Annotated in this window: 19 protein-coding genes and 4 tRNA genes; 12 read left to right on the forward strand and 11 right to left on the reverse strand. The window is 61.5% G+C overall.

Annotated elements, in window-relative coordinates; translation table 11 throughout:
* Positions 1-286 precede the first annotated feature (286 nt).
* The 4 genes from acs (at position 287) to DGA31_RS21570 (ending at position 4,922) form a co-directional block, all read left to right on the forward strand.
* Positions 287-2,224, forward strand: coding sequence for an acetate--CoA ligase (gene acs, locus DGA31_RS21555; protein ID WP_109513919.1), 1,938 nt, complete (start codon positions 287-289; stop codon positions 2,222-2,224).
* A 218-nt stretch (positions 2,225-2,442) separates the two neighbouring features.
* Positions 2,443-3,312: an oxygenase MpaB family protein gene (locus tag DGA31_RS21560; RefSeq protein ID WP_056841980.1), complete on the forward strand. Its 870-nt coding sequence runs from the start codon at positions 2,443-2,445 to the stop codon at positions 3,310-3,312.
* 104 nt (positions 3,313-3,416) lie between these two features.
* Positions 3,417-4,256, forward strand: a complete 840-nt coding sequence (locus DGA31_RS21565; protein WP_109513977.1) for a helix-turn-helix transcriptional regulator — start codon at positions 3,417-3,419, stop codon at positions 4,254-4,256.
* A gap of 45 nt (positions 4,257-4,301) precedes the next feature.
* On the forward strand, positions 4,302-4,922 hold the full coding sequence (locus tag DGA31_RS21570; protein ID WP_109513920.1) for a LysE family translocator: 621 nt from the start codon (positions 4,302-4,304) through the stop codon (positions 4,920-4,922).
* A gap of 322 nt (positions 4,923-5,244) precedes the next feature.
* Here the strand turns inward: DGA31_RS21570 and DGA31_RS21575 are convergent, their stop codons facing one another.
* The 3 genes from DGA31_RS21575 to DGA31_RS21585 all read right to left on the reverse strand — a co-directional run bounded on the left by DGA31_RS21575 (position 5,245) and on the right by DGA31_RS21585 (position 8,055).
* Entirely contained in the window at positions 5,245-6,645 is a 1,401-nt protein-coding gene (locus tag DGA31_RS21575) for an amino acid permease (RefSeq protein WP_056841978.1), read from the reverse strand.
* A gap of 482 nt (positions 6,646-7,127) precedes the next feature.
* Complete coding sequence (locus tag DGA31_RS21580; RefSeq protein WP_109513921.1) at positions 7,128-7,475, reverse strand: cupin domain-containing protein; 348 nt, start codon at positions 7,473-7,475, stop codon at positions 7,128-7,130.
* A gap of 166 nt (positions 7,476-7,641) precedes the next feature.
* A complete protein-coding gene (locus tag DGA31_RS21585) occupies positions 7,642-8,055 on the reverse strand; it encodes a pilin (RefSeq protein ID WP_109513922.1) in 414 nt (137 codons plus the stop codon).
* A 219-nt stretch (positions 8,056-8,274) separates the two neighbouring features.
* Between DGA31_RS21585 and pilB the strand changes: the two genes are divergently transcribed.
* The 5 genes from pilB to yacG are packed head-to-tail and all read left to right on the forward strand — an operon-like array spanning position 8,275 to position 12,892.
* Complete coding sequence (gene pilB / locus DGA31_RS21590) at positions 8,275-9,972, forward strand: type IV-A pilus assembly ATPase PilB (RefSeq protein WP_109513923.1); 1,698 nt, start codon at positions 8,275-8,277, stop codon at positions 9,970-9,972.
* A 2-nt stretch (positions 9,973-9,974) separates the two neighbouring features.
* A complete protein-coding gene (locus DGA31_RS21595; RefSeq protein ID WP_109513924.1) occupies positions 9,975-11,192 on the forward strand; it encodes a type II secretion system F family protein in 1,218 nt (405 codons plus the stop codon).
* A 1-nt stretch (position 11,193) separates the two neighbouring features.
* Complete coding sequence (locus tag DGA31_RS21600) at positions 11,194-12,066, forward strand: prepilin peptidase (RefSeq protein ID WP_109513925.1); 873 nt, start codon at positions 11,194-11,196, stop codon at positions 12,064-12,066.
* Positions 12,063-12,686: a dephospho-CoA kinase gene (gene coaE, locus DGA31_RS21605; protein WP_109513926.1), complete on the forward strand. Its 624-nt coding sequence runs from the start codon at positions 12,063-12,065 to the stop codon at positions 12,684-12,686. The genes DGA31_RS21600 and coaE overlap by 4 nt, the downstream gene beginning before the upstream one ends.
* Entirely contained in the window at positions 12,683-12,892 is a 210-nt protein-coding gene (yacG, locus tag DGA31_RS21610; protein ID WP_056841973.1) for a DNA gyrase inhibitor YacG, read from the forward strand. Before coaE ends, yacG begins: the two co-directional genes overlap by 4 nt.
* A 430-nt stretch (positions 12,893-13,322) precedes the next feature.
* On the opposite strand, the gene DGA31_RS21615 is transcribed toward yacG, so the two are convergent.
* Positions 13,323-13,790, reverse strand: coding sequence for a hypothetical protein (locus DGA31_RS21615; RefSeq protein WP_161959213.1), 468 nt, complete (start codon positions 13,788-13,790; stop codon positions 13,323-13,325).
* Between the two features lie 136 nt (positions 13,791-13,926).
* On the opposite strand from DGA31_RS21615, the gene DGA31_RS21620 reads away from it, so the two are divergent.
* From DGA31_RS21620 to DGA31_RS21630, 3 genes are all read left to right on the forward strand, one after another.
* Positions 13,927-14,556: a DUF1780 domain-containing protein gene (locus DGA31_RS21620; protein ID WP_056841972.1), complete on the forward strand. Its 630-nt coding sequence runs from the start codon at positions 13,927-13,929 to the stop codon at positions 14,554-14,556.
* Entirely contained in the window at positions 14,556-15,065 is a 510-nt protein-coding gene (locus DGA31_RS21625) for an MOSC domain-containing protein (protein ID WP_109513928.1), read from the forward strand. Before DGA31_RS21620 ends, DGA31_RS21625 begins: the two co-directional genes overlap by 1 nt.
* A gap of 238 nt (positions 15,066-15,303) precedes the next feature.
* Positions 15,304-16,602, forward strand: coding sequence for an NAD(P)/FAD-dependent oxidoreductase (locus DGA31_RS21630; protein ID WP_056841970.1), 1,299 nt, complete (start codon positions 15,304-15,306; stop codon positions 16,600-16,602).
* 179 nt (positions 16,603-16,781) lie between these two features.
* On the opposite strand, the gene DGA31_RS21635 is transcribed toward DGA31_RS21630, so the two are convergent.
* The 7 genes from DGA31_RS21635 to rluD form a co-directional block, all read right to left on the reverse strand.
* Positions 16,782-16,858: transfer RNA gene (locus DGA31_RS21635), tRNA-Pro, on the reverse strand.
* A gap of 97 nt (positions 16,859-16,955) precedes the next feature.
* A tRNA-Lys gene (locus DGA31_RS21640) sits at positions 16,956-17,031 on the reverse strand.
* Between the two features lie 6 nt (positions 17,032-17,037).
* Positions 17,038-17,114: transfer RNA gene (locus tag DGA31_RS21645), tRNA-Pro, on the reverse strand.
* Positions 17,115-17,148: 34 nt separating this feature from the next.
* A tRNA-Asn gene (locus DGA31_RS21650) sits at positions 17,149-17,224 on the reverse strand.
* 271 nt (positions 17,225-17,495) lie between these two features.
* The gene (gene clpB / locus DGA31_RS21655; protein ID WP_109513929.1) at positions 17,496-20,060 is read right to left on the reverse strand and encodes an ATP-dependent chaperone ClpB; all 2,565 of its coding nucleotides are present in this window, start codon (positions 20,058-20,060) and stop codon (positions 17,496-17,498) included.
* A gap of 119 nt (positions 20,061-20,179) precedes the next feature.
* Positions 20,180-20,911, reverse strand: coding sequence for a peptidoglycan editing factor PgeF (gene pgeF, locus DGA31_RS21660; RefSeq protein ID WP_056841968.1), 732 nt, complete (start codon positions 20,909-20,911; stop codon positions 20,180-20,182).
* Positions 20,908-21,870 carry a 23S rRNA pseudouridine(1911/1915/1917) synthase RluD gene (rluD, locus tag DGA31_RS21665; protein ID WP_056841967.1) on the reverse strand — a complete coding sequence of 321 codons (963 nt, stop codon included), beginning with the start codon at positions 21,868-21,870 and terminating at the stop codon, positions 20,908-20,910. Before rluD ends, pgeF begins: the two co-directional genes overlap by 4 nt.
* Between the last annotated feature and the right edge of the window lie 86 nt (positions 21,871-21,956).

Genomic DNA, 21,956 nt, shown 5'->3' on the forward strand with positions numbered 1-21,956 from the left:
CCACCGCGGCTAAAGCGAACCGCTCCTACGCTGTAAACACCGTAGGAGCGCGCTCTGCCCGCGACCGGCTGCGTTAGCAGTCGTAAATTTGTGGCGTTTCATAGATCCCTGATGGGTTTGCCGTCGTAAATTTGTGGCGTTTCGCAGATTTTGCGAGCGCTGCGCACTCGGTCGCGGGCAAGCGCGCTCCTACTGGGGTCCGTATCATCCGGCCAGGCGTCGTTGAACCCTCCTCCAGTGACATGACTCCTATTCTTGTAGGCCCCTCAAGAACAAGGAAAACGTCATGTTCGATATCAGCGAATTCCCCAAAGCCGATGCCGTGCGCCGTGCCGCGCGCCTGAGCCCTGAGGATTACCAGCGCCTTTATCGCCAGTCGGTCGAGCAGCCCGAGCGCTTCTGGGCCGAACAAGCCACCGCCTTGCTCGACTGGAGCGCGCCTTGGACCGACGTCTGCCAGAGCGACCTGCGCACCGGTCAGGCCCAGTGGTTCAAGGGTGGCCAGCTCAACGTCAGCCACAACTGCATCGACCGTCACCTGGCCACACGCGGCGATCAGGTCGCGATCATCTGGGAAGGCGACAACCCCACCGAATCGGCCGAAATCACCTACAAAAAGCTGCATCACCATGTGGCGCGCCTGGCCAATGTGCTCAAGCAGCGCGGGGTGAAGAAAGGCGACCGGGTGTGCATCTACATGCCGATGATTCCCGAGGCCGCCTACGCCATGCTCGCCTGCGCGCGCATCGGCGCCGTGCATTCAGTGGTGTTCGGCGGTTTCTCCCCCGAAGCCCTGCGCGACCGCATTCTGGATGCCGATTGCCGCACCGTGATCACCGCCGACGAAGGTGTGCGCGGCGGCAAGTACATTCCCTTGAAGGCCAATGTCGACAAGGCCCTGCAAAGCTGCCCCGACGTCAGCACCGTGCTGGTGGTCGAGCGCACCCAGGGCGAGATCGACTGGGTCAAGGACCGCGACCTCTGGTACCACGAAGCCCTGCGCGGCGTCAGCGATGACTGCCCGCCCGAACCGATGGACGCCGAAGATCCGCTGTTCATCCTCTACACCTCCGGCAGCACCGGCAAACCCAAGGGCGTGATGCACACCACCGGCGGCTACCTGCTGCAAGCGGCCCTGACCCACCGGCATGTCTTCGATTACCAGGACGGCGAAGTCTACTGGTGCACCGCCGACGTCGGCTGGATCACCGGGCACAGCTACATCGTCTACGGCCCGCTGGCCAACGGCGCGACCACGCTGATGTTCGAAGGCGTGCCCAACTACCCGGACAGCTCACGCTTCTGGCAGGTGATCGACAAACACCAGGTCGCCATCTTCTACACCGCGCCTACCGCCCTGCGCGCCCTGATGCGTGAAGGCCCAGGCCCCTTGCAAAGCACCTCGCGCGCCAGCCTGCGCGTGCTGGGCAGCGTCGGCGAGCCGATCAACCCGGAAGCCTGGGAATGGTATTTCCATCAGGTCGGCCAGCAGCGCTGCCCGATCGTCGACACCTGGTGGCAGACTGAAACCGGCGGCATCATGCTCAGCCCCCTGGTGGGCGACAGCCGCATCAAGCCCGGCTGCGCCACCCGGCCGCTGTTTGGCGTGCAACCGGTGCTGCTCGACGAGCACGGCAAGGAAATCGAAGGCGCCGGCAGCGGCCTGCTGGCGATCAAGGCCAGTTGGCCGGGGCAGATCCGCAGCGTGTACGGCGACCCGCAACGGATGATCGACACCTACTTCAAGCCGTATGCCGGCTACTACTTCACCGGTGACGGCGCCCGCCGCGATGCAGACGGCGACTACTGGATCACCGGCCGGGTCGACGACGTGATCAACGTCTCCGGGCACCGCATCGGCACCGCCGAAGTCGAAAGCGCGCTGGTGCTGCACGACAACATCGCCGAGGCCGCCGTGGTCGGTTACCCGCATGACGTCAAAGGCATGGGCATCTATGCCTTTGTCACGCCCATCAACGGCGTCGAACCCAGCGATGACTTGAAAAAGGAACTGCTGGCGCACGTCAGCGCCGAGATTGGCAGCTTCGCCAAGCCCGAACTGATCCAGTGGGCCCCGGCGCTGCCCAAGACCCGCTCGGGCAAGATCATGCGCCGCATCCTGCGCAAGATCGCCTGCAACGAACTGGACAGCCTGGGCGACACCTCGACCCTGGCGGACCCGGCCGTGGTGGACGACCTGATCGACAACCGCCTCAACCGCTGACACCCCGCCGGCTTACCCCCCCGTAGGAGCCCGCTTGCCGGCGACCGGCTGCGTTAGCAGTCGTAAATTTGTGGCGTTTCGCAGATTTTTCGAGCGCTACGCACTCGATCGCCGGCAAGCCGCCTCCCACAAGTGCCGATGCCTCGACCCCGCCGGCTTACGCCCCCGCGCCCCTGCAACGGTATACTCCAGGCCTGTATCGATTCTGATAAGAGCCCATGGAATTCATTCGTCGTCGTATCGAAACCCAGGTCCTGAGCCTCACCGGCCTGGCCCTGGGGCAACTGGACCTGGAAAACCCCAAGGGCGACCCCGGCCTGTTCGGCCCGCAATCGGTGTGCTGGCGGGTCAACAGCGACTTCACCAGCATGCTGATCGGCGGCATCGGTGCCTTGATGCTGCAAACCCTGCACCCGCTGGCCCTGGCCGGGGTCTGGGACCACTCCAGCTTTCGCCAGGACATGCTTGGCCGCCTGCGGCGCACCGGGCAGTTCATCTCGGGCACCACCTTCGGCTCGACGCACGACGCGCAATGGCTGATCGACAAAGTGCGCACCATTCACCTGCGCGTCACCGGCACCGCCCCTGACGGGCGCCCTTACGCCGCCAGCGACCCGGCCCTGCTGACCTGGGTGCATGTCGCCGAAGTCAGCAGCTTCATGGCCGCGCACCTGCGCTACGTCAACCCGCACCTGTCGATTGCCGAGCAGGACGCCTACTTCACCGAAACCGCCCATGTGGCTGAACAACTGGGCGCGCGTGACGTGCCGCATTCGGCGCAGGCTATTGCCGACTATTTGCAGGCCATCCGCAGCGAACTGGTGTGCACCGAGCGCAGCCATGAAGTAATCCGCCTGCTGCTCGAAGAGCCAGCGCCCAACCGCCTGGTCAAGCCGTTCGGCGCGCTGATGATGCAGGCCGGCATCGACCTGCTGCCCGACTGGGCCAGCCAGATGCTGGCCATCGAACAAGGTCCGACCAAACGCACGCTGGTCCGTGCCGGCGTACGCCGGGTCGCCCCGGTGCTGCGCTGGGCGGTGCGCAACGGCTCGGCCAACCGGGCGCGGCGGCGCATGGGGGTCGAATGAGCCAGGCTGCACAAATCTTCTAGATTCGCTCCTGAGTACGCAGGCCATACTGCACAACGGGCGGATGGCGCGCCCGCGCAATGTTCATCGACAGGCAAGCCCGCATGGCCACAGACCACTGGATCACCCTGAAACTGGACGCCGAGACCGGTATCGAGACGATCCGTGCGCACTTCACCGGCCACGCCTACGACCCGCACTGGCACGACAGCTACCTGATCGGCATCACCGAACAGGGCGTGCAGCAGTTCAACTGCCGCCGACAATTGCACAACAGCCTTCCGGGCCAGGCCTTCATGCTGGAGCCTTGCGAAGTGCACGACGGTAACGCCCCGGCGCCGGACGGTTTCACCTATTCGATGCTGTACCTGCAACCGCACTGGCTCGACGCCCAGATGCGCGCCCTGTTTGAAGACGCCCCGGCTCATTGCCTGCCCGGCTTCAGCCATACGCTGGCCTGCGAGCCGGCCCTGGTGCAGCACATCGCCCGCGCCTTTGCCGCGCTGCATCACCAGGACCTGCGCATTGTGCGCCACGCCGCGCTGGACGACCTGCTCGAAACCCTGAGCCGCACCCTGCACTGGCGGGCGCCCGGCCCCGAGCCGCTGCGCCTGCCCAGCGTGGCGATCAAGGCCCGTGAATACCTGCATGCGCATGTCGAGCAAGACATCGGCCTGGACGATCTGGCCGGCGCCACCGGCGTCGACCGCTTTCGTTTGTCGCGTGCCTTCAAGGCGGCCTACGGCCTGGCGCCGCATGCGTACCTGGTGCAACTGCGCCTGAGCCTGGCGCGCAAGCTGCTGCGCCAGGGCCTGACTCCGGCCGATGTCGCCGCCGCCCTGGGCTTTGCCGACCAGAGCCATCTGGGCCGCTGGTTCCGCCGCGCTTATGGCCTGAGCCCGGCCCGCTACCGCAGCCACTGCACAAACCTTCCAGACCGCTGAGCCTGGGGCCGCGACAATCGCCGCCTGCCTTAGTGGAGCCTGCCGATGACCCAGTACCTGCCCTTCATTGCCTTTGCCTTCGTCGCCTCGATCACCCCGGGCCCGACCAATATCCTGGTGCTCAGCCACAGCGCCCTGCACGGCCTGCTGGCCGCCTTGCGCATCACCCTTGGCGCCTGCGCGGGTGCCGCGCTGATCGTGCTGCTGGTCGGCCTGGGCCTGGGGGAAATCCTGCAAAGCCTGCCTGGGCTGCAGACCGCTATGACCTGGGCCGGTGTGGCCTGGATCAGCCGCCTGGCCTGGCAACTGTGGCGCAGCGCACCCGCGTCCCTGACGCCAGACACCGCCAGCCAGCTCCTCGGCGCCTGGAGCGGCGCCAGTCTGCAAGCGATCAACCCCAAGACCTGGCTCATGGCTTTGGCGGTGATCAGCGTATTCGCCGGCACCGACGCCCGTGCCCACGAATATGGCCTGCATGCGGCCATCTTCTTCCTGGTGGCCCTGCCGTGCCTGACAGCCTGGGCGCTGGTGGGCCAGGGCGCCGCCCGCCTGCTGACCCACCCCCGCGCCCAGCAACGCTTCAACCGCGCCATGGCACTGCTGTTACTGGTGTCGGCCTGGGCCAGCGTCATCCCGGTTTCACAGGTGATTGCGCTCTATCACTGACACAACACCGTTGCTCAGCAGAACAAGACCTGGGGCAGAGACCGACCGGTGCTCCGGTTGCCGGCGATGACGGCGAAACAGACACAGCAGATTCGTCGACCGCCACACACCCTTACGGCAAACCAGGACCCCAGTAGGAGCGCGCTTGCCCGCGACCGAGTGCGAAGCGCTCGCAGAAATTGTGTAGACGCTGAAAATTTACGACTATCAATCTGCGAAACGCTGAAAATTTACGACTGCTAACGCAGCCGGTCGCGGGCAAGCGCGCTCCTACAAGGGTGAATCAAAAATCCAGCAAGATCAGCAGGATGAGCGCAGCCCATCAAGCCCCTTCCGCCACTCCACCCGGCTCATCCCGCCGCCCATGCCGGCGTGCCATGACAATCCCGAGCAGCGAGATCACCAGCGCCAGGCCGATGGTCGAGGTGATCTCGGCGCGGTGTTCCGGGGTGATCATCATCACGATCAGCGCCGCACTGATGAAAATGATCACCGCATAGGTCAGCCACGGAAACAGCCACATCGGCAGGGCAATCTCGGCGTTCTGCCGGACCAGCATGCGCCGCATGCGCAGCTGCGAAACCGCGATCACCAGGTACACCAGCAAGGCAATGGCACCGGAGCTGGCCAGCAGGAAATCAAACAGCCCCGAAGGCGCGAAGTAACTGACCACCGTAATCACCGCACCCAGAATCGTGCTGGCAAACACCGCCGTGCGCGGCACACCCACTTTCGAGGTCACGCGCACGGCCGCCGGCGCTTCACCGCGCTTGCCCAGCGAATACAGCATGCGTGAAGAAATGTAGATCGAGGAATTCATGCAGCTGCCGACCGCAACCAGCACCACCACGTCGACCAGGAACTTGGCGAACGGAATGTCCATGAGTTCCAGCGCCCGCTGATAAGACCCCACCACCGCCAGTTGCGGGTCGTTCCACGGCACCACGGAAATGATCACGAATACCGACAGGATATAAAACACGCCGATCCGCCAGATCACCGAGCGCGTGGCGCGGGCAATATTCCTGGCCGGATGGCTGGACTCGGCGGCGGCAATGGTCACGGCCTCAGTGCCGATAAAACTGAACATCACTGTGATGAACGCGCCCACCACGGCGGAATAACCATTGGGCGCGAAGCCGCCATGGTTCTCCATCAATGTGCTCAAGCCACTGACTTCGCGCCCTGGCAACCAGCCCATCAGCACGGCAAAGCCCAGGCTGATAAAGCCGATAATGGCCGCGACCTTGAACAACGCGAACCAGAACTCGAATTCGCCGTACTTGGCGACGCTGAACAGGTTGGTCGCCGCCAGCAGAATGATCGACAGCAAGGCAAACAGCCAGGCATCGACCTGCGGAAACCACTGGTTGAGCACATGCCCCGCCGCCAGTGCCTCGATGGGAATCACCAGGACCCAGAACCACCAGTACAACCAACCAATGGTAAACCCCGCCCACGGGCCGATGGCCTGGTCGGCGTAGGTCGAAAACGAACCAGTATCGGGATTGGCCACCGCCATCTCACCGAGCATGCGCATCACCAGCACCACCAGCAAACCGGCACAGGCGTAAGAAAGGATGGTGGCCGGGCCGGCGGCGGCAATGGCATGGCCGGAGCCGACAAACAGACCGGCGCCGATAATGCCGGCAATGGATAACATCGTGACATGACGCGGCTTGAAACCTTGCGCCAGTTGACCGCTGGAGTCGGGGCTGATCATGGGTCTTGTTCTTCTCTTTCTGACGGTGAGTGCTGTCGAAGCGGCGCACCTTACACGCTGTCGCACGGCTAACACACGCCAGCGAACGCCAATGAAAACGCCCCGCCACCTTACCCCCGGGCCACACCGGACAAATTATCCGAGTGCGGCACAGACAGAAACCAATCACGACACCCGCCCGCCCACGAAATGTCACACCCACGTCACTGACACAACGCTACCGCACAACCACACGGACCGCTGTAGGAGCGCGCTCTGCCCGCTACCGGCTGCGCAGCAGTCGTAAATTTTCAGCGTTTCATAAAACTCTATGAACGCTGAGCGCTCAATCGCAGGCAGCAGTCGTAAAATCTCAGCCTCTAATCAATATCCCCAAGCCAACCCCGCCCCCCTCAACAAAAACCAATCCCCAAAAAAAATGGCCACAGCTTGCGCCGCGACCAAAAAGGTGAGGAGAAAAGAACAGCTGAAATCAAAACCTGTCAGGCAAACACGAAATACTTGCGCACCGTCTCGACCACTTCCCAGGTACCTTTCATACCCACTTCAACAATGAACTTGTCACCGGCCTTCAAGTGAATCGGCTCCTGGCCATCCGGGGTGATGATGCAATAGCCTTCCTGGAAATCGCAGTACTCCCACTTCACGTACTCCACACGCCATTTGCCAGGCGTGCAGATCCACGTGCCCATGATCTTCGAGCCGTCTTCGGAGGTGTAGGCATTGAGGTTGACCGTATGCGGCTCGCCTTCGATGCGCTCCCATTTGCAGGCGTCGACGACGGGCAATGGGGTGGTATCGCGCAGGACGGTGATGGTTTTTTGAGACATGGGAAGAGTGCCTGGATGAGTGGGGAATGTCATCGCAGGGTATGGGGTTGCGGGATGCGGGGGATGTCTGAAGTCGACGTTGGGTTGCTTGTTAGCGGCTCTGAAAAATTGAAGAGCCTGCATGATTACAGGCTCCTCTCAACACTTAAACAGAAAAAACTATTGCTTATCTGCAGAGGATAGGAACACCAGTTTGCACGGTAGTACAACCGCCTGTCCTAACCCAGGTTACGACTCCGTTAGCAAAGTTAGGAGTAAGTATCAAAGTAGAAGCAGCGTTTGTTGTTGCTGAAGGTGTTACTGTGATAACGCCATCTACAACGTTGACACTTCCAACATGGGTAGTTGCTTGAGTAGGAGGAATACCGTTAGTTCCTAGGTCACAGTTACCAATCACACCTGTTTCTTGAACGCACAATGCAACTGCATTTTGATAAGCATTGGCAACCGAAACCACTTCAGAAAAACGAGCGCGTGCGGTGTAGTCTTGATATTGAGGAATTGCGACTGCGGCCAAGATACCAACGATAGCGACCACAATCATCAGTTCAATCAGCGTAAAGCCTTTTTGTGCATTCATATCTACTGCTCCTAGGCGTCAATTTGGGTGCCTTAACGAACAAAAAGCACAAAACGTGCCAAAAATATCCAACCTAATGCTTGCTTCTTCTGCCTCTGGATTTTCAAACAATTTCAGAACAGCGCATTAACTGACATTTTTTGTCACTCGCCTCATCCTCATTTGGCAGCACCGCCTGACTACGCTATAACCGACCCACTGTCTGTATCTGGTGGTTTTATGTCTGATGTCGTCCTTAGCGGCCTGGCCAAGCAATTGGTTGAAGCCGAGCTGTTAACCGAAAAAGCGGCCCAGCAGGCCTATCAACAGGCACGCCGCGACAAGGTCTCGCTGGTCAGCTATCTGGTTCAGAGTCGCCAGGTGAAAAGCCTGACGCTGGCCGAGGTGGCCTCCGATCAGTTCGGTGTTCCTTTTTTCGACCTGAGCAGCCTCGACAAGGAAAGTCAGCCCAAAGGGCTGGTCAGCGAAAAGCTGGTACGTCAGCACCATGCCCTGCCTTTATGGCGACGTGGTAACAAACTGTTTATTGGTGTTTCGGACCCCACCAATCATCAAGCGGTCACCGATATCCAGTTCAGTACCGGCCTGAATACCGAAGCCATTCTGGTTGAAGATGACAAGCTGAGCGACGCCATCGATAAGTTTTTCGATACCGGTAGCGCAATGGGTGATCTTGCCGATGTCGACCTGGGGCTGGATATAGAGCCGACCGACAATGTCAAGGAAACCAGTATCAGTTCAAAAGACGATGCCGACGACGCTCCGGTCGTACGCTTCGTCAACAAGATGCTGCTCGATGCGATACGCATGGGGTCTTCGGATTTGCACTTCGAACCCTACGAAAAAGTCTTCCGGGTGCGCTTTCGTACCGACGGCATCTTGCACGAGGCCGCCAAACCGCCAATTCATCTGGCCGGACGCATCGCGGCGCGCCTGAAGGTCATGGCCAGCCTGGATATCTCTGAACGACGCAAGCCACAGGACGGTCGCGTCAAACTGAGAATCTCGACCAACAAAGCTATCGATTTTCGTATGAATACTTTGCCCACGCTGTGGGGCGAAAAAATCGTGATGCGGATTCTCGACCCGAGCAGTGCGCAGATGGGCATTGATGCCTTGGGTTATGAACCGGAGCAGAAAGCGCTGTACCTGGAAGCCTTGAAGCAGCCGCAAGGCATGATTCTGGTCACAGGCCCTACCGGTTCGGGCAAGACCGTGTCGCTGTACACCGGCCTGAATATCCTCAATACCGTGGACATTAATATCTCCACCGCCGAAGACCCGGTGGAGATCAATCTGGAAGGCATCAATCAGGTCAACGTCAACCCACGCCAGGGCATGGACTTTACCCAGGCCCTGCGCGCGTTTCTGCGTCAGGACCCTGATGTCATCATGGTTGGTGAGATTCGTGACCTGGAAACAGCCGAGATTGCAATCAAGGCCTCGCAGACCGGCCACTTGGTCCTGTCGACTTTGCACACCAATAGCGCGGCAGAAACCCTGACCCGCCTGCACCATATGGGCGTGGCGGCGTTCAATATCGCGACAGCCATCAACCTGATCATTGCCCAGCGCCTGGCACGCAAGCTGTGTCCACATTGCAAGAAGGAAGTCGAAATCCCCAACGAGACCTTGCTCAAGGAAGGCTTTCCCGAAGCGCGTCTTGGCACGTTCAAGCTGTACGCCCCGGTCGGCTGCGATCACTGCAACGGCGGCTACCGGGGCCGCGTCGGCATTTATGAAGTCGTGAAGAAAACCCCCCAACTGGAGCGAATCATCATGGAAGAAGGTAACTCCCTGGATATTTCCGAGCAGATGCGCAAGGACGGTTTCAACGACCTGCGCACCTCTGGCTTGATCAAGGCCATGCAAGGCATTACCAGCCTGGAAGAAATCAACCGGGTGACCAAGGATTAAGCATGGCCAACAAGGCAGTCAAAGTCAGTACGTTTACCTGGGAAGGGATTGATCGCAAAGGCACCAAGGTCAGCGGCGAGCTGAATGGCCACAATCCGGCCCTGATCAAGGCACAGCTGCGCAAGCAAGGCATCAACCCGACCAAAGTACGCAAGAAAGCCGTGTCGATTTTCAGCCGGGGCCAGAAAATCAAGCCGCTGGACATTGCCTTCTTTTCCCGGCAAATGGCAACCATGATGAAAGCCGGCGTGCCGTTGCTGCAGTCCTTTGACATCATCAGCGAAGGCGCGGAAAAGCCGGCCATGCGCAGCCTGGTCAATGGCCTGAAGCAGGAGGTCGCCGCCGGCAACAGTTTTGCCACCGCCCTGCGCGGCAAGCCTGAATATTTTGATGACCTGTTCTGCAACCTTGTCGACGCCGGTGAGCAAGCCGGTGCGCTGGAAAGCTTGCTGGACCGCGTGGCGACCTATAAGGAAAAGACCGAAGCGCTCAAGGCCAAGATCAAGAAGGCCATGACTTACCCCATTGCCGTCATGATCGTGGCGGTCGTTGTGTCGTTGATTTTGTTGATCAAGGTGGTGCCGCAATTTCAGACTGTATTCGCCGGTTTTGGTGCAGAGCTGCCTGCATTTACGTTGATGGTCATCGGCCTGTCCGAGATCGTTCAGCAATGGTGGCTCGCCATCCTGGGAGCGGGTTTTGCCGGTGCGTTTCTATTCAAACGCTCCTACAGGCAATCGCAGAAATTCCGCGACACGGTTGATCGCTTTCTTTTAAAGGTGCCGCTCGTTGGGCCGTTGATTTTCAAATCTTCAGTGGCTCGCTACGCCCGAACGCTGGCCACAACGTTCGCTGCTGGTGTGCCGTTGGTCGAAGCCTTGGACTCAGTTGCCGGTGCAACCGGCAACGTGGTGTTCAAAAACGCAGTCCACAAGGTTAAACAGGACGTCGCTACCGGCATGCAACTGAACTTCTCCATGCGCTCGACGGGCGTCTTTCCGACGCTGGCCATACAGATGACCGCGATTGGCGAGGAGTCCGGCGCACTGGACACCATGCTCGATAAAGTTGCGACTTATTACGAGGATGAAGTCGACAATATGGTCAGCAGCCTGACAACCCTGATGGAGCCCATGATCATGGCTGTATTGGGTGTAATTGTCGGCGGCTTGGTCATTGCCATGTATCTGCCGATCTTCAAACTCGGCGGTGCTGTCTGATATGCAATTTCTGGATTTTCTCGCAGCTTCGCCAATCGCCTTGATCACCACTACCCTGATCCTAGGCCTCTTGATAGGCAGCTTCCTCAACGTCGTCATCCACCGCCTGCCCAAGATGATGCTCCTGGACTGGCAAGCCCAGTCCCGCGAAGTCCTCGAACTCCCGGCTATCCCCAAGCCCGAGCGCTATAACCTGCTGCTCCCCCACTCCCACTGCCCGCAGTGCAACCACAAGATCCGCGCCTGGGAAAACCTCCCGGTGGTCAGTTGGCTCCTCCTCAAAGGCCGCTGCTCCGCCTGCCAGACGCCAATCAGCAAACGCTACCCGCTGATCGAACTCACCTGCGGCCTGTTGTCAGCCTTCATCGCCTGGCATTTCGGCTTCGGCTGGCAAACCGCGACGATGCTGGTGCTGACCTGGGGCCTGTTGGCGATGAGCATGATCGATGTCGATCACCAGTTGCTACCGGACTCTCTGGTCCTGCCGCTGTTATGGCTGGGGCTGATCGTCAACAGTTTCGGCCTGTTCGCCTCCTTGAGCGATGCGCTGTGGGGCGCGGTGGCGGGTTATCTGTCGTTGTGGTCGGTGTTCTGGCTGTTCAAGCTGGTGACCGGCAAGGAGGGCATGGGTTATGGCGATTTCAAGTTGCTGGCCATGCTCGGGGCCTGGGGCGGCTGGCAGGTGTTGCCGCTGACCATTCTGCTGTCATCAGTGGTTGGGGCGGTGCTGGGGGTGATTTTGTTGCGGTTGCGCCGGCTTGAAGGCGGGGCGCCGATGCCTTTTGGTCCGTATCTGGCGATTGCGGGGTGGATCGCTTTGCTGTGGGGTGGTCAAATAACCGACTCTTATTTGCAGTTTGCCGGTTTCAAATGACTCAGCCTGCTGAAAAACCCTGGATCCTTGGCCTGACCGGCGGCATTGGCAGCGGCAAGAGCGCCGCTGCGCAGTGCTTCATGGACCTTGGCGTGCATGCCGTGGATGCCGATCATGCCGCGCGCTGGGTGGTCGAGCCGGGCCGTCCGGCGCTGGCGCAGATTGCCGGGCATTTTGGGCCGGGCGTGCTGCAGGGCGATGGCACGCTGGACCGCGCCGCCCTGCGCGCCTTGATCTTTGCCGACCCTGAGCAGCGACGCTGGCTGGAAGCCTTGTTGCATCCGCTGATCCGCGGAGAAATTGCCACCCACCTGGCGCAGGCGACCTCGCCCTACGCGATCCTGGTGTCGCCGCTGTTGATCGAGTCGGGGCAGTACAAGCTCGCCCGACGCGTGCTGGTGATCGATGTGCCGCCCGAGGTGCAACTGGCCCGTACGGTTGCGCGCGACGGGGTCAGCCAGGCGCAGGTCGAGGCCATTCTCAAGGTGCAGGCGCCGCGTGAAGAACGCCTGCGCCATGCCGACGATGTGCTGGTCAACGACCGCGATCCGGCCTGGCTGCAACAGGAAGTCGAGCGGCTGCACCACTTTTATCTGTCTTTACCTGGAGGCCCGTCATGAGCCAACCTTTGATCGTTCAATGCCCGACCTGCGACGCCCCGGTGGAATGGAGCGCTGCCAGCCCGAACCGGCCCTTCTGCTCGGACCGCTGCAAGCTGATCGACCTGGGCGCCTGGGCGTCGGAAGAACATGCCATTCCGGTGAGCCCGGATGCCGAAGACGACCTGTTTACCGAAGACCTCGAAAGGCCGTACCGCGAGCATTGATGGCCTGACACCGGAGCGAAGGCTGCTGCAGGTGGGAGGGGCGGTCGGCGCCCCGGTCTGCTTGCGACAAAAGTCAGTCGTCTCGAACATGCTCAGCGTCTGTGATACCGCCATCGCCGGCAAGCCGCCTCCCACAGTACGGTGTCAGGCCTGAAATTCAAGGTCACATTCAACCTATGGGAGGCTGCTCTGCTGCGAGACCTTGGGCGACATCAATCCTGTGGGAGGCGGCTTGCCGGCGATGAGGCCAGCAAGGCCCATGCACCTGCTGCGCCTGTCACACAGCCATCGCCAGCAGCTGCCTCCCACAGATCAACGCAATGCTTGACTGGCCGGCTTGCCGCAGGACCGGCTTTAGCCGGGAAACAGGCGCTGCTGCCCTTTCGCGGCTGAAGCCGCTCCTACCTGGCGGTTCGCCGCCCGGCCGGTCCTACCTCTGCGGCTTTTCCAGCGCGCTGCGCAGCGCCTGGGCGTCGCCGAACTGCTGTTGGTCGACCACCTTGCCGTCACGCAATTGCAGCCACAGGACCTTATCCTCGTCGCCGGGATACTGCGGCACCACGCGTGATTCGCGGTCCAGGAGCACGCGGTAGCTGTAGTCGCGCATTTTCGGGATGGCGAACATCGTGGCGATGATCGACGGCATCTTCTGGATGTCGGCGACAAACACGGTGTGGCGGGCCTCCAGAAAGCCCTTGGGCTTGCCTTCCAGCGCGGTCTTGAGCAGTTTGGCGGCGTCCATGCTGCGGGCCACCAGCAGGGTCTGCGCCTGCTCGTTCAAGGTGTAGGGCTGGTCGTACTGGTCCAGCAGGGTCCAGGGGGTCAGGCGATCACCGCGCTCTAACGCCTGGGCGCTCAGGGGCAGCAGTGCCAGCAACAGGATAGGCAGCAATTTCAAGGCGTTGTCCTCGCGTTGAGTCATTGGGGTCGCGCAGACGGCGATTGTGCGCCTCTGTGCCGCGTGGCAGGCTACAGCCATGACACACCGCCTGAACAGGGCATTTTCATTTTCAGTCACTGCGATGCGACGGCCCATGGATGATCCAGATTACCTGCGCCTGCTGACCAATCAGGCCGAACAAGCCAATGCCTTTCTTTCCAATGCGCGAAAGTGGGAGCGTGAACGCTGGGTGTGCGAGCGCCTGTTGCAAGGCTTGAACATCCCGCACCGTCACGAGGACTTTCTGCCGGCCAATAAAGAGCCGCCGGACGTGCTGTTTCATGACGCGCGCTTCGAGGTGTTTTTCGTGATCGACGAAGGCCGGCGCCTGAACGATGAATGGCGCGAAGAGCTGGCCCGCCGGCGCAGTGCCTATTCGCTCAGCCAACTGGTGCGCCGCGAGGCCAAGCCCAAGCGGGTGCCGGCCCCGGCGCTGCTGCGGCGCCTGGCGCCGACCTTGAGCAAGAAGGCCAGTAACTATCGCGAGCGCGGCCTGGACCTGGGCGAACTGGACATCATCGCCTTTGCCAGCCTCAAGCGTGAAGCGCTGGACCTCAACAGCCATTTTCCGCCGCCCACCGAATACCTGCGCCAGGGCTGGCGCTCGTTGTCGCTGGTGGGCTCCAACTTTGCCCGGGTGCTGTTTGCGCACCCGGGTGCGCCGGATTTCCTGCGCACCAACCTGGGCCGTACCGTGGTGTTCGATGTGGGAATAAGCCTGTGATGAGTCCACTGCAGCAACTGATTGCCGATGTACCGCAACAGGGCCAGGTGCGCTGGATTGGCGTGCGCCCGCAATCGCGGGCGGTGATGATCGAACTGGAGGCGGTCGAGGCGCGCCGCGAAGCCGGCCTGACCGGCGACCATGCCCGCCCCGGCCCACGCAATGCCCGGCAGGTGACGCTGATCCAGTGGGAACATCTGGCGGTCATCAGCTCATTGCTGGGGCGTCCGGCCGAGCAGCCGGTGCTGGCGCAGGACCTGCGGCGCAACCTGGTGATCAGCGGCATCAACCTGTTCAGCCTCAAGAACCGGCGCTTTCGCATCGGCCAGGCGATTCTGGAAACCACCGGCTGGTGCCAGCCTTGCGCGCGCCTGGAACAGAATCTGGGCCTGGGCACCTTTCAGGCGGTACGCGGGCATGGCGGAATCACCGCCCGAGTGATACAAAGCGGAATCATTCGCTTGTGCGACACGCTGCAGGTCGAACCACTCGATCTGCAAACCTTGTAGCGTATTGGCGGTCTATTGCGTCTATACCCTATCGAACATGAGCCCTGCGTTGTGCCCAGCCCTTTCCTGAGCGTCCTGCATCCGGTCGAGCGCCTGCCCTGTGTGGCCAGGATCGCTCCCGTGCACGGCGCATCGATGGCGCAACCCTCCCCTTTTTCAGCCCGATCTGCCGCTATGAGCTGCCTTGCGCTCGCGCAGACCGTGCCTGCCGGTTTCCTTAACCTTACGAGTAATCCTTATGACTCATCGCATTGTCATCGTTGGCGGCGGCGCCGGCGGTCTCGAGCTGGCCACCCGCCTGGGCAAGACCCTGGGCAAGAAAGGCACCGCCAGTGTCACGCTGGTCGACGCCAACCTGACCCACATCTGGAAGCCGCTGCTGCATGAGGTGGCCGCCGGCTCGCTCAATTCCTATGAGGACGAGCTGAACTATGTGGCCCAGGCCAAGTGGAATCACTTTCAGTTCCAGCTCGGGCGCATGACCGGCCTGGACCGTGCCAGCCGCAAGATTCACCTGGCCGCGACCCAGGACGAGAATGGCAACGAACTGGTGCCCGCCCGCAGCCTGGACTACGACAGCCTGGTGATCGCGGTGGGCAGCACCACCAATGATTTCGGCACGCTGGGCGCGGCCGAGCACTGCCTGTTCCTCGACACCCGCAAGCAGGCCGAGCGTTTTCACCAGCAGTTGCTCAACCACTACCTGCGGGCGCACGCCGGGCAAGACAACAGCACCCAGGAGATCAGCGTGGCCATCGTTGGCGCCGGTGCCACCGGCGTCGAGCTGGCCGCCGAGCTGCACAACGCCGCACACGAACTGGCCGCCTACGGGCTGGGGCGCATCAAGCCGGAAAACCTGCGCATCACGGTGATCGAGGCCGGCCCGCGTGTGCTGCCGGCCCTGCCCGAGCGCATCGGCGGCCCGGTGCACAAGACCCTGGAAAAACTGGGGGTCACGGTGCTGACCAATGCGGCGGTCAGTGAAGTGACGGCCGACAATCTGGTGACCAGCAGCGGCCAGGTGATTCCGGCGCAGCTCAAGGTCTGGGCGGCGGGCATTCGTGCACCGGGCTTCCTGCAGGACCTGGACGGGCTGGAGAGCAACCGCATCAACCAGTTGCAGGTACTGCCGACCCTGCAGACCACCCGCGACGAAAACATCTTTGCCTTTGGCGATTGCGCGGCTTGCCCGCAAAAAGGCACGGACCGCAATGTGCCACCGCGCGCCCAGGCCGCCCACCAGCAGGCTTCGCTCTTGGCCAAGTCGCTGCGCTTGCGCATCGAGGGCAAGGCGCTGCCGGAATACAGCTACAAGGACTATGGTTCGCTGATTTCGCTGTCGCGCTTCTCGGCGGTCGGCAACCTGATGGGCAACCTCACCGGCAGCGTCATGCTGGAAGGCTGGCTGGCGCGGATGTTCTATGTCTCGCTGTACCGCATGCACCAGACAGCGTTGTACGGGGCGTTTCGCACGCTGATGCTGATGCTGGGCAGCCGGATCGGCAAGGGCACCGAGCCGCGCATGAAGCTGCACTGACGGGTTTCGTGGCTGGAGCGGGTCACCGCTTCAGCCATGATGGCTTGCCAGCCGGCATGACGAGCCACGGATAAAAAACACGCACAACAAAAAAGGCGTCCCGAAGGACGCCTTTTTTGTTCGATTCACAGCGGCTGGCTGGGAATCCGTATTTTCGCCCTGGCAAAGCCAAGTGAAAATGGTCGGGGTAAGGGGATTCGAACTCCTGACATCCTGCTCCCAAAGCAGGCGCGCTACCGGACTGCGCTATACCCCGTTACTGCTTAAACACACCCCGTGAGGGGTGTTTTAACAAGAATGATGCAAGTGGCATCATTTCCCTAAGATTCGGCCCAATGTTGCAAGACCAAAAATGGTGGGTCGTGTGGGATTCGAACCTACGACCAATTGGTTAAAAGCCAACTGCTCTACCAACTGAGCTAACGACCCAAAGAATGGTCGGGGTAAGGGGATTCGAACTCCTGACATCCTGCTCCCAAAGCAGGCGCGCTACCGGACTGCGCTATACCCCGACACGTACAACCTTTCACAACCAGAACCTGAATCTGGCTCCACGACCTGGACTCGAACCAGGGACCCAGTGATTAACAGTCACTTGCTCTACCAACTGAGCTATCGCGGAACGTCTTCAGATCCAATCTCATCGACCTTTGCGCTTCGCATTTCGCGTTACGTTCACGCCTCTGAGGCGCGCCATTCTACAAGATTCAAAACACCTGTCAACACCCTAAATTGCTTTTACTACAATGATTTGCGATTTTTTTTCAGAAGGCCTTTTTCATAGGGTCAAAGGCCTTGTTACGGTCCGTCGTGCAGGGAAGGCGCCCTCTCTATAGAAGGTGGCACCCTTCCCGGCTGAGCGGATCGTCGCCCGGCCGGTCCTGCAGCCTGTTTCAGGCAAAGGCGATCTCGTCGTCGACCAGGGTGCCGGTAATGGTCGAGCCGGGCACGAAGCGTCCCGACAGGATCAACTGTGCCAGCGGGTTTTCGATCCAGCGCTGGATGGCGCGCTTGAGTGGCCGTGCGCCATACACCGGGTCGTAGCCGACCGCGATCAGCTTGTCGAGCGCCTCGGGGCTCAACACCAGGTTCAGCTCGCGCTCGGCCAGGCGACTCAGCAGGCGGCTCAGCTGGATCTGGGTAATGCCGGCAATCTGCTCGCGACCCAGCGGCTCGAAGATCACCACCTCGTCGATGCGGTTGATGAACTCCGGCCGGAAGTGCGTGCCCACCGCGTCCATGACCGCTGCCCGCTGGGCCTCACGATCACCGACCAGCTCCTGGATCTGCGCCGACCCCAGGTTGGAGGTCATGACGATCACCGTATTGCGAAAATCCACCGTGCGTCCGTGGCTGTCGGTCAGGCGGCCGTCTTCGAGCACTTGCAGCAGGATGTTGAACACATCGCTGTGCGCCTTCTCGACCTCGTCCAGCAGGATCACCGCATACGGCTTGCGCCGCACGGCCTCGGTCAGGTAACCGCCCTCTTCATAACCGACATAGCCCGGCGGAGCACCGATCAGCCGCGCCACGGAGTGTTTCTCCATGAACTCGGACATGTCGATGCGCACCATCGCCTCTTCGGTGTCGAACAGGAACTCCGCCAGCGCCTTGCACAGCTCGGTCTTGCCCACGCCGGTAGGGCCCAGGAACATGAACGAGCCGCTGGGGCGATTCGGGTCCGACAACCCGGCACGCGAGCGCCGCACGGCATTGGCCACCGCGATCACTGCTTCGTTCTGGCCGATCACCCGCTGGTGCAGCAGCCCTTCCATCTTCAACAGCTTCTCGCGCTCGCCTTCGAGCATCTTCGCCACCGGGATACCGGTCCACTTGGACACCACCTCGGCAATTTCTTCCTCGGTCACGCGGCTGCGCAGCAACTGGTTTTCCGGCTTGCCGTGCTGGTCGACCATCTGCAGGCTGCGCTCCAGGTCGGGGATGATCCCGTACTGCAATTCAGCCATGCGGTTCAGGTCGCCACGCCGACGTGCGGCCTCCAGTTCCTGACGCGATTGCTCGATCTTCTGCTGAATCTGCGCGGAGCCGGTGACTTCGGCTTTTTCCGAGGTCCAGATTTCTTCAAGGTCGGCGTATTCGCGCTCCAGGCGCTCGATCTCGACCTGCAGTTTTTCCAGGCGCTTGATCGCGGCTTCGTCGTCTTCCTTCTTGAGGGCTTGCGATTCAACCTTGAGCTGGATCAGGCGGCGCTCCAGACGGTCCAGCACTTCGGGCTTGGAGTCGATTTCCATGCGAATGCGGCTGGCCGCTTCGTCGATCAGGTCGATGGCCTTGTCAGGCAACTGCCGGTCAGTGATGTAGCGGTGGCTGAGCTTGGCGGCGGCAATGATCGCGCCGTCGGTGATCGCCACCTTGTGGTGCACCTCATAGCGTTCTTTAAGGCCGCGCAGGATGGCGATGGTGTCTTCTTCGCTGGGTTCCTCGACCAGCACCTTCTGGAAGCGTCGCTCAAGCGCCGCGTCCTTCTCTATATATTGGCGGTACTCATTGAGCGTGGTCGCGCCGACGCAGTGCAGCTCGCCACGCGCCAGGGCCGGCTTGAGCATGTTGCCGGCGTCCATCGAGCCCTCGCCCTTGCCGGCACCGACCATGGTGTGCAGCTCGTCAATGAACAGGATGATCTGGCCTTCCTGCTTGCCCAGTTCGTTGAGCAGCGACTTGAGGCGCTCTTCGAACTCGCCGCGGAACTTGGCGCCGGCAATCAGCGCGCCCATGTCCAGCGACAGCAGGCGCTTGCCGCGCAGGCCGTCGGGCACTTCGCCATTGATGATGCGCTGCGCCAGGCCCTCGGCAATGGCGGTCTTGCCCACGCCAGGCTCGCCGATCAACACCGGGTTGTTCTTGGTGCGGCGCTGCAACACCTGGATGGTGCGGCGGATTTCATCGTCGCGACCGATCACCGGGTCAAGCTTGCCCTCCTCGGCACGCTTGGTCAGGTCGATGGTGTACTTGTCGAGCGCCTGGCGCGATTCCTCGACATTGGGGTCGTTGACCGCATTGCCGCCGCGCAGGTTATTGATGGCGTTTTCCAGGGCTTTCTTGCTGACGCCCTGGCCGAGCAGCAGTTTGCCGATCTTGCTGTTTTCATCCATGGCCGCCAGCAGCACCAGCTCGCTGGAAATGAACTGGTCGCCCTTCTGCTGCGCCAGGCGGTCGGCCTGGTTGAGCAGGCGCGCCATGTCCTGCGACATATTTACATCGCCGGTCGGGTTCTGGATTTTCGGCAAGGCGTCAAGCGCCTTGCCCAGTTCCTTGCGCAGGCTATTGATGTCAAAGCCGACCTGCATGAGCAGCGGCTTGATCGAACCGCCCTGCTGTTCAAGCAGTGCGTGCAATAAATGAGGGGGCTCAATGGCCGGATGATCGAAACCGACCGCCAACGACTGGGCATCGGATAACGCTAATTGAAGCTTGCTGGTCAATCTGTCGATACGCATTAGTCACCTTCCTTTTGAGCAGGCCGGAGCAATGAACACACCTATAAAGAAAACCTGCTGGATTACCCGTTAGATGCGGACAATTCTGGCGGTTTCAAGTGACAGACCGTTGATACAGATCAGGCCGGGCTGATCCAGATCAAGGAAGCGAAGCGGCCAGTGCGTGCGGCACGGCGGTAGGAAAAGAACCGTTCGTCGGTAAAGGTATCGAAACCGCCGCCGTAGACGGCCTGGATGCCGTGCGCGGCCAGGCGCAGGCGCGCCAGGGCGTAGAGATCGGCCATGCAGCGCCCGGCATTGATGCTGGGTACGAAAGCAGCGGCTGTTTCAGGATGGGTCGACAGGAAGGCTTCACGCACTTCGTCACCCACTTCGAAGGACGGCTGGCCGATGGCAGGCCCCAGCCACACCAGGACATCGTCCGGCGCACTCTGCAGGCTGTCGGCCGTGGCTTCCAGGACACCGGCGGCCAGGCCGCGCCAGCCGGCATGCGCAGCGGCCACGCGGGTGCCGGCACGGTTGCAGAACAGGGCCGGCAGGCAATCGGCAGTCATGATGGTGCAGGCGACCCCCGGGGTGTCGCTCCAGCTGGCATCGGCCTCGTCGACCCGGGCCGGATCAGCGTGTGCCACGACCACACCATGCACCTGCCGCAGCCAGGCCGGCTGCACGTTCAGGTGCGAGGTCAGGTGCAGGCGATTGCCGGCCACGGCCACAGGGTCGTCCTGGACATGGTCGCCCAGGTTGAAGCGGTCGAACGGGGCCAGGCTGGCACCGCCGGCCCGCGTGGTGACGCAGGCCCGCACGCAGGCCGGTGCCGGCCACTCGGGCGTCAGCCAGTCGCTTGTCACCCGACGAATGCCTCGCGGTCCTGCTTGAGCAGCGACAGCAGCCAGACGAAGTCTTCAGGCAATGGCGATTCCCAGCGCATGCGCTGGCCGGTCACCGGATGATCCAGCTCCAGGAAGCGGGCGTGCAGCGCCTGACGCGGGAAAGTCTTGAGCGACTCGACCAGGGTCTGGCTGGCGGCCGGCGGGATGCGGAAGCGTCCACCGTAGGCCGGGTCGCCGATCAACGGGAAGTTGATATGCGCCATGTGCACGCGAATCTGGTGGGTACGGCCGGTTTCCAGCTTGACCCGCACATGGGTGTGGGAGCGGAAACGGTCGAGCACCCGGTAGTGACTGACCGCCGGCTTGCCGTTGTCCATCACCGCCATACGCTGGCGCTGCTGGCCGTGACGGCCAATCGGGGCGTCGATCTTGCCACCGGCGGTGACCACGCCGATCACGATGCACTCGTAGATGCGGCTGACGGTACGGCCCTGCAGCTGGTTGACCAGTTGGGTCTGGGCCTGCAGCGTCTTGGCCACCACCATCAGACCGGTGGTGTCCTTGTCGAGACGGTGCACGATGCCGGCGCGCGGCACGTTGACGATGTCGGGCACGTGGTGCAGCAAGGCATTGAGCAGCGTGCCGTCGGCATGACCGGCGGCCGGATGGACCACCAGACCGGCGGGCTTGTTGATGACCAGGATCTGATCGTCTTCATAGACGATGTCCAGAGCGATGTCCTGGGCGATCCACTCGCCCTGGGCTTCCTGCTCGGCAGTCAATTGCAGAATGGAGCCGCCGTAGACGAGGTCGCGCGGACGCAAGACGTTGCCGTCGACCGTCAGACGGCCGTCCTTGATCCAGGTGACAAGGCGCGAACGCGAGTATTCGGCAAACAATTGGGCGGCGACTTGATCGAGGCGTTGACCACCCGATTCGGACGGTACCTCTGCGCTTAGTTCTATATTTTCGGACATGGCCAGACTGGAAGGCGGCTAGCCTTTGGTTTCGGCAGCGCGCTTGTGGTTAAATACGGCGTCTTTTGCCCCGACAGTTTTCGCGG

Source organism: Pseudomonas ovata (assembly GCF_003131185.1).
Classification (GTDB): domain Bacteria; phylum Pseudomonadota; class Gammaproteobacteria; order Pseudomonadales; family Pseudomonadaceae; genus Aquipseudomonas; species Aquipseudomonas ovata.